Consider the following 14,019-nt stretch of genomic DNA (forward strand, 5'->3'; position numbering starts at 1 on the left):
CATTTGTTAAAATGTTCATACATACAGTAGGAGGAACCGAAATGTCTAAAGGATTTGGAAAGACGCTCGCGCAAAATCGAAAAGCGTCGCACGATTATTTTATAGAAGAAACATTTGAGGCAGGTATTGTTCTGCAAGGGACAGAAATTAAATCGGTGCGGGCCGGGCGCATTAATCTAAAAGACTCGCATGCCATCATTGATCGCGGTGAAATTAAGCTGATCAACATGCACATCGCCCCCTATGATCAAGGCAATCGCTTTAATCATGATCCAACTAGAACCCGTAAACTGCTATTACACCGAAAAGAAATAGATAAATTGACGGGCTTGACTCAACAACAAGGATATACGGTTGTTCCGTTAAAAGTTTATATTAAGAATGGATTTGCCAAAGTATTGGTCGGTCTGGGTAAAGGTAAAAAGAAATATGACAAACGCGAAGATCTTAAGCGCAAGCAAATGAAACGCGATGTGGATCGAGCCATAAAAGAACACATGAAATAAATAAAGACCGTCATAAAACCATCAGTCAGGCCTAGCTTAGACTGATGGTTTTATTAAAATCTTTCGGGGTACATATCGTTAACAAGGAGGAATGCGGAATGGCTGAAGAAACTTGATTTGATTGCAGAGAAGATCTGCTTGCAATGACGAAACGGCTTGTCACGATTGAAAGCATTGTAAACACTGAGGGTGAAAAGGTGATTGCGCATACGTTGCATACGATCATTTCTTCACTTCCTTATTTTAAAGAGAATCCCGACCACGTTCTATTGGAGCAGACCACCAATGATGATTATGAACGCTATAATGTGCTTGCTTTTGTGAAAGGAACCAAAACACGATCCAATCGGACGGTGGTCCTGATGGGGCATATGGATACTGTCGGCACCGATGATTTTAACAGACAGCAGGAATTGGCAACCGACCCGGATGCATGGATGAATGCATTGAAGGGAGATGACTATTTGTCCGATTCGGTTCAAGAACAGCTGGCTTCAGGTGATTGGTTGTTTGGCAGGGGTGTACTTGATATGAAGAGCGGACTTGCAAGCAATCTTCATTTATTGAGTTACTATGCTGAGCACCCTGAAGAACTTGAAGGCAATTTAGTGTTGCTGTCTGAATGTGATGAGGAAGACAGCTCACACGGGGTGCTATCTGCAGCAGATACACTCCTCAGATGGCAGCAGGAGCACGGATTCCATTATGCCGCAGCGATAAACAGTGATTTTGTAGCCCCGCAATATGATGGCGATGATCACCGCTATGTCTATAAGGGCACCATTGGCAAATTGCTTCCTTCTTTTTTGATAACAGGTGAGGAAACACATGTCGGCTCTTGTTTCGGAGGGCTTGATCCAAATTTTATAGCAGCTGAATTGACGCGGCAAATCAGCTATAATCCAAATTTGTGTGATAGAGCACAAGGAGAAATGACGGTACCGCCTGTGTCACTGAAACAAATGGACCTAAAACCATCTTATTCTGTTCAAACGGCATTATCAGCATTGGTATATTATAACTTCTTCACGCATTCGTGGTCACCACAAAAAGTGCTTGAAATCTTAAAGAAAGAAGCAGAAACAGCTTTTCAAAATGCACTCCAGACTTTTGAAGAGCGCTACCGGGCTTATTGCGATGCTAGTGGTCAACCTTACCAAGATATCCCATGGGAGCCGCGGGTGTTTTTATATGAAGAAATGGAGCATATGTTAATTGAAGCACATGGGCAAGCTTTTATTGATCACATGAATGCATTTAAACAAGATCTGATGTATGATGATACACTCGACATCAGGATGTTTGCTGCCCGAGTTGCAGAGGAAGCCTGGACGTGGATGGAGGACAAAAGCCCCGCTATATTCTTGTTTTATTCAACCTTGTATTCACCTAGAGTTGAATTGAAAGGAGAAAGTGAGGATGAACGTCGACTCCTGAAAGCACTCGATGAGAGTGTTGAAGCCGTACAGCCGCACTATGAACATCCTATTACAGTCCGTAATTTTTTCCCGCATATTTCAGATATGAGTTTTTTGGCGATAAGTGATACGGAAGATGAGATTAAGGCGGTTTCAGCGAATAATCCAGCCTGGGGAACCAAACATAAAGTTGATTATGAAAAAATACGGCAGCTGAATATACCGGTTCTCAATATCGGTCCGTATGGTATGGACGGTCACAAAAAGATGGAACGCATGGAAATGACCTACTCATTTGAAATCCTGCCCAACTTGACCAATAAAGTGATTCAAAAAGTACTTGGAAAGGTATGACAGCCGTCCAAGGGTTGATTTTTACGCTGTATATGCTATAATAGATCATGTCAGATGATCGATATTGAAGTTCGACTTGATCCTCAGACGTTACTCATTTTATGGGGACGTTACGGATTCGACAGGGATAGGTCGAGCTCAGGTTGCGCGTCGAGGTTACGACTCGTAAAACGTTATCGCCAATAATAACTGGCAAACAAGAAGATTACTCTTTAGCAGCTGCGTAAGCACTGCTAAAGGATCCTTTCTGCTATTGCCCGTGTAGCAGCTGAAGGGTCTCAAATGAAACGGGCTATACCACCATCCGCTGTTCGAGGATGATGGTTGAAACCAATCGAACTAGCTGCACGGAAGCCTGTCGGTAGGCTGAAGTGACAGCGAATGATAATATATCGACTATGCGTGTAGAAGCCTGAGTGCCGATATCTCTGGACGCGGGTTCGACTCCCGCCGTCTCCACCAATACATAATTGGTGGTTTTTTTATGGGCAAAAATCGTCCTATTAGGGTACTATGAACAGTCAATGGAGCCAAGTGGTAAACTCTCTTGGAAACAGCACGGAGCGAGTGTGCATATCTGAGATTGAATGTGCAAATCCGTGATTGGGTGTGCATATCTGAGATTGAGTGTGCAAATCCGAGATTGAATGTGCAAATCCGAGATTGAATGTGCAAATCCGTGATTGGGTGTGCATATCTGAGATTGAATGTGCAAATCCGGGATCGAGCATGATATCCGGGGCTGTGCACGCATATAAGTTTGACTTCCCGATCAGTTTTCAGTACGTCGTATTTTGTTCTGGCTAATCATTAAGGTTATAATGATAAGAGCAATATGCTGGAGGCATATACATACAAGGAGGTCTTTTTTTGTCTACTTATCCAAACACAGAAGAAACCATTGGCTTAATTAAGCAGCTTGTTTCGATTCCGAGTCCATCTGGTTATACCACTCGAGTTATTGACTTTGTCGAGGATTATTTTAAAGAGTTGAACGTTGAGACGTATCGGAACCGTAAAGGCGGGCTTATTGCAACTTTACCCGGGCAAGATACAGGCAAGCATCGGATGTTGACGGCACATGTTGATACGCTTGGGGCGATGGTGAAAGAAGTGAAAGCGAGCGGGCGGCTTAAGATCGATCTTATTGGAGGGTTTAAGTACAACTCGATTGAAGGGGAATACTGTACCATACATACGGCTGACGGTAATTCGTTGACAGGTACCATTCTCATGCATCAGACATCTGTTCATGTTTATAAAGATGCCGGGAAAGCAGAACGAAACCAGGAAAATATGGAAGTGCGCATTGATGCAAAAGTGGAAAATGCCGAAGACGTGCGTGCACTTGGGGTTGAAGTAGGTGATTTTGTGTCGTTCGATCCACGGGTAGAAACAACAGGTAATGGCTTTATTAAATCGCGTCACCTTGATGACAAAGCAAGTGTTGCGATTCTAATGCAACTTGCAAAGCACCTGAAAACAGAAAATAAAACCCTGCCATATACAACCCATTTCCTCATTTCAAATAACGAAGAAATCGGCTATGGAGGAAATTCCAATATTACACCTGAAACGGTCGAATATCTTGCTGTTGACATGGGTGCGATGGGTGATGGGCAATCCACAGATGAATACACCGTTTCGATTTGTGTGAAAGATGCGAGCGGCCCTTATCATTTGGGACTGCGCAACCATCTTGTTAATCTTGCTAAATCAAATGGCATTGGCTATCAGTTGGACATCTATCCATATTACGGATCAGATGCCTCTGCTGCCATCAAGGCAGGTCACGATATCGTTCACGGTCTTATCGGGCCAGGTATCGACTCGTCTCATGCATTTGAACGCACGCATGAAACATCGCTGCAATGCACCGAAAGCTTACTTTATCACTACATCCAGTCCGATATGGCCATATAAGTAAAAAGCGTTTGGCTGCAAGCCAAACGCTTTTATCCGTTTATAGGACATATCCATATATACATATAAAGTGGAAAAGGGTACCAAACATGATGAAAATATGAAAAACTTCATGGAAGCCCATATGCTTGAATTCCAAGAACTTCGGTTTAAGCCAGTAAATAATGCCGCCAATGGTATAAAAGACACCACCCAAAACTAGAAAAACCATTCCCGCTGTTCCGATCGCCGGAGCAAGAGACGGACTGAAGAATACAACGATCCAGCCCATAATGATGTACAAGGCCGTTGATAACCATCTTGGTGCATGGAACCATATAAGTTTGAAAATCACGCCCATAATGGCTAATCCGTTGATAACACTAAATAATACCCAACCGGTTGTGGTGCCGTTTAAGCTGATCAGACAGAAGGGTGTATAAGTCCCTGCGATCAAAACAAAGATCATAGAGTGGTCCATCCGTCTTAAAAAGGCTATCACATGATCTCGTGCGATAACCATATGATACGTTGCTGAAGCTGAATATAACAAGATCATACTCACCCCGAAAATAATTACAGCAGTTAAGGCAAGAATAGAATCTGTCGTTGTGCTTGCTTTGATTGTCAAGGCCACCAGGCCAAAAATAGATAAAACAGCTCCAAGTAAATGGGTTAAACCGTTAATGGGTTCACGAATGTACATGCCCAAGTTATCAACTCCTTTTTGTATGTAGTTATTGAAACTATGTATTATAATACTATCATATCATGACGTGGTCAAGGTTTACGCAGATCTTTTTTTTACGTATAATATATGCTAAATAATATGATGGGGGCTTAGCATGAGAAAATGGGAAACATTAATAGATGAGTTGCAGCTTGAGAACAGGCTTGCTTTAGAAGATATTCCCGATGTCGATTTATATATGGATCAAGTCATTCAGCTTTTTGAGAAAAAATTTGCGAGTTCAAAGCGTAATGAAGATGAAAAAGTACTGACGAAAACGATGATCAATAACTATGCTAAAGGGCAATTGTTTATCCCGATCAAAAACAAACGCTATACCAAAAATCATATCATGTTGATTAGCATGATCTATCAATTAAAAGGTGCTTTGTCGATTAAAGATATTAAGCAGCTTTTGTATCAACTCAATGATAAAATTACAGATGATGATTTTCAATTGGAGGATTTATATGAAGGGTATCTCGAATTAGCGAAAGAAAACGCTGATCATTTTAAAGAAGATGTTATGACACGCGCGGAAGATGTCGTTGACGAACTGGACGCATTAAAAGAAGATGATGACGTTGAGTATCTTGAACGTCTGCTTATGGCTGCCTCATTCGTCAATATGAGCAATTTATACCGCAGAGCAGCTGAAAAACTTGTTGATGATATGGATATGCCTCAGGAAAAACAAAAATAAGGGAGAGACGTATACAGATGATGACTGGAAAAAGGTGGATCGCTTTAGGCCTTGCTGCATTCTTGCTTGTAGTGTCTGTTGTATTTCAAATGGTGGCAAGTGTGTTTACCACAGATTTGGAAGCGTTGCTGAATACGAATAAAAAACCATTTGAAGAGGTAACGATCGAATCAGGCGCTTCAGGAAATAAAATAGCCGTTCTCGAATTAAACGGCGTTATTCAGGATACAGGTGGTGGATCTGTTCTTAATGCTGCTTCTTATCAGCATGACCGATTTTTAAAAATGATTGAAGCTGCCGGAGAGGATCGTCAAACAGACGGGTTGATTATCAGAGTCAATTCTCCGGGGGGCGGCGTCGTTGAGAGTGCTGAAATTCATGATAAAATTGTGGACCTCAAGAAAAAATATGACAAGCCTGTTTATATTTCGATGGGGAATACTGCTGCTTCCGGCGGGTATTACATATCGGCTCCAGCTGATAAAATCGTAGCCCATCCGGCCACATTAACCGGATCGATCGGTGTGATTATGGAGAGTATAAATGTCGCTGAGCTTGCGGATGAATTTGGCATTGATGTGAATACGATTAAAAGCGGGGAATTTAAAGATATCATGTCTCCGACTAAGAAAATGACCGATAAAGAGCGTCAAATTTTGCAAACAATGGTGGATGAACTGTATGGGGAATTTGTGAATGTAATCGTTGAAGGACGAGATATGGATGAACAAAAAGTGAGAGAGCTTGGAGACGGCCGCGTATATACGGGAACACAAGCAAAAAATAACGGCCTCGTCGATTCACTCGGAAATCTGGAAGATACGATTGAGATGATGAAAGACGACCATAATCTAGATGATGCAACTATCGTGGAGTACAAAACAGGGCAAAACTTTTCACAGTTGATCGGCATGACGACCAGCAAATTAATTGGCAGAGATGACGAAATATCAGGCGTGCTGGATTTGATCAGAGATTCTTCAGGTCCAAGAGCGATGTATTTATATGCAGAATAAGGAGGTCTTATGATGAGTATTCATGATGGTACTTATGATGCTTCTATAATGTCGGAAGAACATCAGGCCACGAGAGATGTGATGCGATATGCTGGATTCTGGATGCGTTTTTGGGCTTATCTGGCAGATCTTCTGGTTATTGCAGGTTTAAGCACTTTACTTATTGGCCCAATAAATTTACTGATTGATTTAAGGGAAATCACCATAGGGTTCTGGACAACGGCCGGTGTGCTCGGGTCGGTGATTTTTTACGCCTATTTTTTACTAATGACACGCTATTTCGGGCAGACATTAGGCAAGATGATCTTCGGCTTACGCGTGATCAGCACAAACGGTGGGCGGCCTGCATGGGGAGATTTGATTTTTAGGGAAGTTATCGGGAGATTTATCTATCGCGTGTTTTTAGTGATGCATGTTTTGTATATTGTTGTGGCTTTCACTAAAAATAAAGATGGTTTGCATGATATGGTTGCCAACACACATGTTATTTATGAAAGGCATCGATGAGAAAAATGATAAAAATGAGGCGTTTCCTCGGTGGGGGAAGGCCTCATTTTTTCGTGTAATAACGGATTACCAATTTATAAATAGAGAGTAATTCATATAAAATAATCAGTTCGGGTGGAAACCGAGTTGGATGTTTGTCATTTTTTTTAGTAATCTCCTCATTGTCCTCCCAAAACAGCTCCATTAGTTTGTTAAACCGTCTGATATGGTCGCCTCGATTGTAAGAGGATTGGTTGCTCATCGTTTGCTCCAAAGCAGCCACAGCTTCTAAAATAATTTCATTTTCGTTATGAGACCACGCTGGACATTTTAATTGGGTATGAACAAGGTTATCCAGATGGTAATGAATCAGTCTAAGGTCCTGTAAATGCCTTCGTGCTTCTTGAAACCGTTCTTTTTCATTACCAACCATCGGATGAAATTTACTTTCCTCTTGTTGAAAACGGATGAGAGTTTCAATGTTAAACAGTTTCTTATCCAGCTTTTGTATCATTTCAATATCAACAGCATCCTCTTCATGCTTGTTATTTAAAATGTCTTTGAATACTTTTGATATGATTTCGCCTGTTTGCCGTCGGGCTTTGCTCATAACTTCAACAATTTCTTTGGTATAATCTGGCGGTAACACAAACATGTTAACGATTGTGGACACCACTAGACCTGTGGTTGTCGTTCCCAGTCGAATGAAGAAAGAAACGACGAAATTGCTGTGAATGACTTCCACCATGGCTACTGCTGTCAAGGTGGCAACAAGCAATCCCGCGTGGAGCTTAAGTCTGAAACAGGTTGCAATGGTAAAAACGGCAGCAAACGTATATGTAATTGGTGAATTTCCAAAAAGAGAGATAAACAGTACCGCATAAAATGAACCAATGGCTGAAGCTGGGAAGCGGACAATGCCCTTTTTTATCGAATCCGCGACAGTCGGTTCAAGTGTCACAATTGCTGTGATCACTGCAAAAACTGGAGGCCAATTCAATAAATTACAGATCCAGGCTGTTAAAAATACTGCCACACCGGTTTTCACCACGCGGCTGCCAACAAATGGCAAAGCTCGTTTCATAATGACGTATCCTTTCGCTTACAAATATTGACATAAAAAAACATACTCTGAAACACAATTGTAATATTAATATCATATGCATGAAATCTCACCATGTTATACTTCTCGTTGAGTCGATAGAGATTTACTAGATTACATATAAAATATACCATAAATGCATACTTGATAGATAGAGATGGACAAGCCGTTGCATTTAGATGAAAGCGGGGAATTGAATTGAGAAAGTCTATATTGACAGTTTCGGCTGTAGCCGCAATCGGTTTTAGCAGTGTATTTACAGGCAATGTTGTCCACGCAGACAGTTTACAATCTCTCAAACAGCAAAAAGCAGGCGTTCAAGATGAGCGGGCATCGATCAAAAGCGAATTATCCGATGCTGAAGCCAAGATCGCTGATGTGCTGACTGATATTGAAAAAATTAATCAGGAAATTGAACGCACTGAAGAAGCTTTAAAAGCGAATCAGGATAAATTAAAAGAAACTAAAACAAATATTGATGAAACAAATAAAAAGATCACCCAGCTCGAAGATGAGATTAAAGAGCTAGAGGCCAGCATTGAAAAGCGTATGGAAATCCTGCAGAAACGGGCACGTTCTTATCAGGAAAACGGCGGAGACATCAGCTACATGGATGTCGTGTTTGGAGCTAAAAGCTTTGGTGACTTTATTAGCCGTCTGGCAATCGTAAATAAAATTACTGAATCAGATGCAGCACTTGTTGAAGAACAAGAATCTGATAAGAAAGCAGTTGTCGAAAAGCAGGGAAAAGTTGAAGACAGACTTCAAGAGCTTGAAGATATGAAGTTTGATCTTGAAGAGATGGAAAGCGTTATTGTGGCTCAGCAAGAAACAAACGCTGAGAAAAAACAAGATTTAAATAAAAAGAAAACCAACTTGCGCAAAATGGCAGCTAAATTAGAGGTAAAAGACTCACGTCTGGCTTCATTGGAAACGAGCATTGGACAAAGTATTGCCGCAGCAAACAGACCAAGCCCCGGCAGTTTGACAACGCTTGGCAGCTCAGACTCAAGCAATTCAAGTTCAAATAACACAAGTTCAAATAATTCAATTTCAAAACCAGCAGCCAACACAGCTGTTAACACAACACCTGCACCTTCAGGATCAGGCGGTGTCAGCTCTGCGATCAGCCTTGGTAAGCAATATATTGGCCGTTCAACATATGTATATGGTGCTAAGAACCCAAGCCGCGGTCAGTTCGATTGTTCCGGATTTGTTTCCTGGGCACTTGAATCAAGTGGTTATGGAACTGTGCCAAGAAGCACACGTGGATTGAGAAACTTTGGTACAAGAGTTCCTGCAAGTCAGATGCAAGCTGGTGACCTTGTATTCTTCAATACCACTTCCAACGCAGACAGCCATGTAGGTATCTACCTTGGCGGCGGCAAATTCCTAGGTTCCCAGTCTTCAACTGGTGTAGGAATTGCTAACATGAACAGTGGTTACTGGAAGAGCAAATTTAAAGGTCATGTAAGAAGAATTCAATAGTATGAATGTACAGAGGCATCATCCATTTCAGCGGATGGTGCCTTTTTTATCGGCTATTTTCGTATAAATTATAACCAATTATTAGTACACACTTTAAGTAAACTGCGAACTAAAAAGCATAGGAGGGCAAAACCCATCAACGTATATAAGAGCACCGTGATTTGCGCTCCGGGAAGTCGCTTTCCGCGGGCACGGCCTCAGCCTCCTCGCTCGCAAAAACCGCTCGCTGCGGGGTCTTCGGACTCGTGCTGTTCCCGCAGGAGTCGACTTCCCTCCGCTCCAATCACTCTATGTTAATTGAATGCTTGGACGGTCCTGTTCAAGAAAACAAGTAAGAACGTGAACACTCTTAAGCAATTAGTAATAAGTCCATTTATACGTATTATTCCCTATTCAAACGTAATCTCGGTTTACTTATGAGCATTTATTCCGTCTATGAGTGATTTTCAGCCCCTATATGCGCTTCAACCGTTCCGCCCAATAAAGCAAGAAAATGAACACTACTCACCTAGCTCGGGGAAAACACGGAGACTCCTGGTGCGGCCGAGCATAGGTCGTAATATATAACGGGTGGAATCCCCGTCGAGAAAGAACTAGCCATTCGCTCGTAGCGAGTCTTGGACGGCAAATGGTAACATTTGCCCTTAAGCGTAGACAGCGAGGTGATGGGCCGTAAGCCAAGCGGTTGAAGGGATTGAGCTCCGAAATTCGTGCTTTCAGGAAGGTCGATATGCTCAGGAGCATAGAAGGCAACATTGCTATGATCGACAAGGCAAGATCATAACAGCTTCCTCGGAGTCGGTGACCTCGGCACGTCACACATTGATATATTACGGCAACTCGGGAGGTCCTTTAGATCTCTTCTGACGAAGAGTAATGACGAACAAGCGATAATAAAGTAAGGGCTGTCAGATGTCTAAAGGAAGTCGGATAGCGGCATAGTACCAAAGAAATCGGGTAACTCCGATGGAGGGAAGGCCGCTACCTGTCATCGACCTTGAAAGGGAAACATTATCTACACCCAGAGGTGGAATTAATGATGGAAACGAAACTAACAAGGATAGCAGAATTAGCTAAGAAAGATAAGAATATGGCGTTTACGTCATTGGCACATCTCTTAAACGTGAACAATCTTAAACAATGTCATTATGAATTGCCTAGTGAAAAAGCCAGAGGTACAAAAGGAATTTCTAAGGAAGGCTACGGCGATAACCTCAATGAAAATGTCGATGATCTGGTCAAACGGCTTAAGAACAATGCTTACCGCCCTGTACCAGTCAGACGCACTTACATTGATAAGCCGGGCTCGAGAAAGAAAAGACCTTTAGGTATCCCTGACCATGAGGATAAGATTGTTCAACGGGCTATAGGGAAGATTCTTAATGCCATATATGAGAATGATTTTCTTGAAAGCTCTTTTGGCTTCCGCCCTAACAGAAACTGTCATGATGCGTTGAAAATCCTGAATGTATATATTGAAAAGCGCCCCACCAACTTTGTGGTGGATGCTGATATTAAAGGATTCTTTGACAATGTTGATCATGACTGGATGATGAAGTTTCGGAACCATCGTATCAAAGACCCGAACCTCTTAAGAATCATCCGACGCTTCCTTAAGGGAGGTTACATGGAGGAAGGAAAGTATTTTGATACGGATAAAGGGACTCCGCAAGGAGGGATCATTTCCCCCATTTTAGCGAATGTGTATTTGCACTATGTACTAGACCTATGGTTTGAGAAACGGGTCAAGAAGCAATGCAAAGGACATGCATACATCGTGCGCTATGCCGATGACTTTGTATGTTGTTTTCAGTATGAGGACGAAGCAAAAGCTTTCTACTCAGCATTAATTAAAAGACTAGCCAAATTTGGCTTGGAAATAGCTGAAGACAAAACAAGTATCATTTCATTTGGTCGAAACGCTGGAAATGGAGGATCTGGAAAGCCATCTACATTTGATTTTCTTGGCTTCACGCACTATTGCAGTAAAAGCCGAACCGGTAACTTTCGTGTTAAACGCAAGACCAGCCGCAAGAAAATGAAAGCCAAGCTAGCGAATCAAAAGGAGTGGCTGAAAGCCAATCGAAACAGAGATATTCAAGAGATTATGGCAAGACTCGATCGGTCACTTAAAGGATATTACAACTATTATTGTATTACAGATAATACGTTGGCGGTGGAGGAATTCCTCTACCGGGTCAAGCAATTGTTATTTAAGTGGATGAATCGACGGAGTCAAAGGAAATCTTTTAGTTGGGATAAATTCAACTTATTCTTAAGAAAATACCCCTTGCCCAAGCCGAAAATGAAAGTGAACATTTATGAACTAAGAAACGAGATTAGCTATATTTTGTAAATGATGATAGGAAGAGCCGTGTGCGGTAATACTGCACGCACGGTTCTGTGAGGAGTGAGGAATACTCTCGAAAACTAGAGAGTATTCCCGCTTACTCGACTGGGAGCAAAAAGCCTAGATGAGACCCCACAGCGCGCAGCGCGAGGAGGCTCATCAGCGCCCACTGGACGCGGAGTGTTTTCCCCGAGCGATTGCCAGAAGCAGTCATTCAAGTTTTCGTTAGTTCGCAGTTTGTGTCTACTATTCGCTAAGGATTTTAAGTGTGAAAAAGCATCAACTTCCTTAGGTCAGCGTCTTTAATACTATATTTACCACTGTAGCTGTTGTCTAAACTTCTTTTTTTATAAAAAACCCGGAAAAGGTTTATTGTTTTGACTAAGGGGATAAATATAATATATCCTTCAGTGTGTGCCAATTGCTGAAGCGCACCAAAATACATCAATAGGAAAGGAAGGCCTATGACTTTTCGTAACCCGGTATTTTACATATCAGCACTCTTAGTAACCACTCTCGTTGTGATTGGTGCCATTGTTCCTGAGAAATTCGGAAATGTAGCTGAAAAATTGTTTAATTTTACAACCATTAATTTTGGCTGGTTCTATTTATTAGCTGTATTTATTTTTGTTTTATTTCTCATCGGGCTTTCGATCAGTAAATATGGGAAGATGCGACTGGGACCAGCCGATTCCAGACCCGAATACCCTTTTTTTACTTGGATTGGAATGCTATTTTCAGCCGGTTTTGGGGCAGGACTGGTATTCTGGGGTGTAGCAGAGCCCATGAGTCATTTTTTCGAGACACCATTTCCAGGCGTTGAAGCTCAGACAGAAGAAGCCGCCCGTATTGCGATGGGGTATGCATTCTTTCATTGGGGTGTCAGTCAATGGTCTGTTTTTGCCATTGTTGGTTTGGTTATTGCCTTCTTACAATTCAGACAAGAAAAGAAGGGTTTAATATCAACAGCCATTGAACCGGTTGTGGGTAAAAATCGTGTGCTTGGCCAAACGATTGATACACTTGCTGTCATTGCGACTGTAATGGGCGTCGCAACATCACTTGGACTCGGCATATTACAAATGAATGGTGGTTTAAAGACCGTATTTAACTGGCCGACATCTATTTGGATTCAAATGATCGTTGCAGCCGTTATGCTTGTTATGTATTTGCTGTCATCAAGTACAGGACTTAACAAAGGGATCAAATGGCTCAGTAATTTAAATCTAGGCTTATGCCTGGTGTTGCTGCTCTTTGTTTTCCTGGCTGGACCAACTGTCTTTATATTGAACACCTTTGTTCTTGGGCTTGGAGATTATCTGACCAATTTCGTACAATACTCCCTCCGTCTAACCCCGTATCAAGGCGGGGACTGGGTTCGTGACTGGACTATTTTCTACTGGGCTTGGTCAATTGCATGGTCCCCTTTTGTTGGTGCTTTCGTTGCTCGTGTATCCAGAGGAAGGACGATCCGGCAATTCGTATTTGGTGTTCTGGTCGTTCCGCCTGTCATTGCTTGTTTATGGATTGCGGTGTTTGGCGGCACGACTATTTTCAGTGATTTGAATAAAGGAACAAAAATTGCCGAAGCTGTTAATAATGACATTGCTGTTGCGCTCTTTAAAACTTTTGGAGATCTGCCATTTTCAATTGTATTGTCTGTTTTGTCGATTCTGCTAATCTTTACGTTTCTGGTCACTTCTGCTGACTCAGCAACTTATATATTGGGCAGCATGACGTCCAAAGGGAGTCTAAATCCACCGCTCACGGTAAAGATTATATGGGGCGTACTGATCACCGCAATAGCAGTCGTGCTGCTGCTGGCTGGGGCCGGTGGCTTGGATGCGCTGCAGACTGCTTCACTTATATCAGCGTTGCCTTTTACGGTTATCCTGCTGATCATGGTCGGTGCTTTTTTGAAAATAGTCAAATCCTCAAACAAACAAAAATAACATCAGCATAAG

11 protein-coding genes and 1 other RNA gene are annotated in these 14,019 nt (G+C 42.1%); 10 read left to right on the top strand and 2 right to left on the bottom strand.

Annotated elements, in window-relative coordinates:
* Positions 1–41 precede the first annotated feature (41 nt).
* From smpB to JNUCC1_RS13875, 4 genes are all read left to right on the top strand, one after another.
* A complete protein-coding gene (smpB, locus tag JNUCC1_RS13860) occupies positions 42–506 on the top strand; it encodes an SsrA-binding protein SmpB (protein WP_156646023.1) in 465 nt (154 codons plus the stop codon).
* Between the two features lie 143 nt (positions 507–649).
* Positions 650–2,278, top strand: coding sequence for a M20/M25/M40 family metallo-hydrolase (locus JNUCC1_RS13865; RefSeq protein ID WP_156646024.1), 1,629 nt, complete (start codon positions 650–652; stop codon positions 2,276–2,278).
* A 103-nt stretch (positions 2,279–2,381) separates the two neighbouring features.
* Positions 2,382–2,740: a transfer-messenger RNA gene (ssrA, locus tag JNUCC1_RS13870) on the top strand.
* A gap of 408 nt (positions 2,741–3,148) precedes the next feature.
* Positions 3,149–4,201, top strand: a complete 1,053-nt coding sequence (locus tag JNUCC1_RS13875; protein ID WP_156646025.1) for a M42 family metallopeptidase — start codon at positions 3,149–3,151, stop codon at positions 4,199–4,201.
* Positions 4,202–4,241: 40 nt separating this feature from the next.
* On the opposite strand, the gene trhA is transcribed toward JNUCC1_RS13875, so the two are convergent.
* Complete coding sequence (gene trhA, locus JNUCC1_RS13880) at positions 4,242–4,892, bottom strand: PAQR family membrane homeostasis protein TrhA (RefSeq protein WP_156646026.1); 651 nt, start codon at positions 4,890–4,892, stop codon at positions 4,242–4,244.
* Positions 4,893–5,025: 133 nt separating this feature from the next.
* Between trhA and JNUCC1_RS13885 the strand changes: the two genes are divergently transcribed.
* From JNUCC1_RS13885 to JNUCC1_RS13895, 3 genes are read left to right on the top strand one after another with little or no spacing between them, the layout of a single operon-like run.
* Complete coding sequence (locus tag JNUCC1_RS13885) at positions 5,026–5,613, top strand: DUF1836 domain-containing protein (protein WP_156646027.1); 588 nt, start codon at positions 5,026–5,028, stop codon at positions 5,611–5,613.
* Between the two features lie 17 nt (positions 5,614–5,630).
* Complete coding sequence (gene sppA, locus JNUCC1_RS13890; protein ID WP_331713790.1) at positions 5,631–6,629, top strand: signal peptide peptidase SppA; 999 nt, start codon at positions 5,631–5,633, stop codon at positions 6,627–6,629.
* A 9-nt stretch (positions 6,630–6,638) separates the two neighbouring features.
* The gene (locus tag JNUCC1_RS13895; protein ID WP_231784226.1) at positions 6,639–7,136 is read left to right on the top strand and encodes an RDD family protein; all 498 of its coding nucleotides are present in this window, start codon (positions 6,639–6,641) and stop codon (positions 7,134–7,136) included.
* Between the two features lie 43 nt (positions 7,137–7,179).
* Here the strand turns inward: JNUCC1_RS13895 and JNUCC1_RS13900 are convergent, their stop codons facing one another.
* Positions 7,180–8,199 (bottom strand): FUSC family protein, encoded by a 1,020-nt coding sequence (locus tag JNUCC1_RS13900; protein WP_156646028.1) that lies wholly within the window; start codon positions 8,197–8,199, stop codon positions 7,180–7,182.
* Between the two features lie 216 nt (positions 8,200–8,415).
* Between JNUCC1_RS13900 and JNUCC1_RS13905 the strand changes: the two genes are divergently transcribed.
* The 3 genes from JNUCC1_RS13905 to JNUCC1_RS13915 all read left to right on the top strand — a co-directional run bounded on the left by JNUCC1_RS13905 (position 8,416) and on the right by JNUCC1_RS13915 (position 14,007).
* A complete protein-coding gene (locus JNUCC1_RS13905) occupies positions 8,416–9,705 on the top strand; it encodes a C40 family peptidase (protein ID WP_156646029.1) in 1,290 nt (429 codons plus the stop codon).
* Between the two features lie 1,036 nt (positions 9,706–10,741).
* Positions 10,742–12,061 (top strand): group II intron reverse transcriptase/maturase, encoded by a 1,320-nt coding sequence (ltrA, locus tag JNUCC1_RS13910; RefSeq protein WP_442915481.1) that lies wholly within the window; start codon positions 10,742–10,744, stop codon positions 12,059–12,061.
* Positions 12,062–12,519: 458 nt separating this feature from the next.
* The gene (locus JNUCC1_RS13915; RefSeq protein ID WP_156646030.1) at positions 12,520–14,007 is read left to right on the top strand and encodes a BCCT family transporter; all 1,488 of its coding nucleotides are present in this window, start codon (positions 12,520–12,522) and stop codon (positions 14,005–14,007) included.
* Positions 14,008–14,019: the final 12 nt, after the last annotated feature.

The sequence above is a fragment of the Lentibacillus sp. JNUCC-1 genome (genome assembly GCF_009741735.1).
Lineage (GTDB): Bacteria > Bacillota > Bacilli > Bacillales > Amphibacillaceae > Lentibacillus_B.

Coding starts and splice junctions, on each gene's coding strand:
- ltrA (WP_442915481.1), top strand. CDS start 10,742: ATGATGGAAACGAAACTAACAAGGATAGCAGAATTAGCTAAGAAAGAT.
- JNUCC1_RS13865 (WP_156646024.1), top strand. CDS start 650: ATGACGAAACGGCTTGTCACGATTGAAAGCATTGTAAACACTGAGGGT.
- JNUCC1_RS13900 (WP_156646028.1), bottom strand. CDS start 8,199: ATGAAACGAGCTTTGCCATTTGTTGGCAGCCGCGTGGTGAAAACCGGT.
- JNUCC1_RS13915 (WP_156646030.1), top strand. CDS start 12,520: ATGACTTTTCGTAACCCGGTATTTTACATATCAGCACTCTTAGTAACC.
- sppA (WP_331713790.1), top strand. CDS start 5,631: ATGATGACTGGAAAAAGGTGGATCGCTTTAGGCCTTGCTGCATTCTTG.
- smpB (WP_156646023.1), top strand. CDS start 42: ATGTCTAAAGGATTTGGAAAGACGCTCGCGCAAAATCGAAAAGCGTCG.
- JNUCC1_RS13895 (WP_231784226.1), top strand. CDS start 6,639: ATGATGAGTATTCATGATGGTACTTATGATGCTTCTATAATGTCGGAA.
- JNUCC1_RS13885 (WP_156646027.1), top strand. CDS start 5,026: ATGAGAAAATGGGAAACATTAATAGATGAGTTGCAGCTTGAGAACAGG.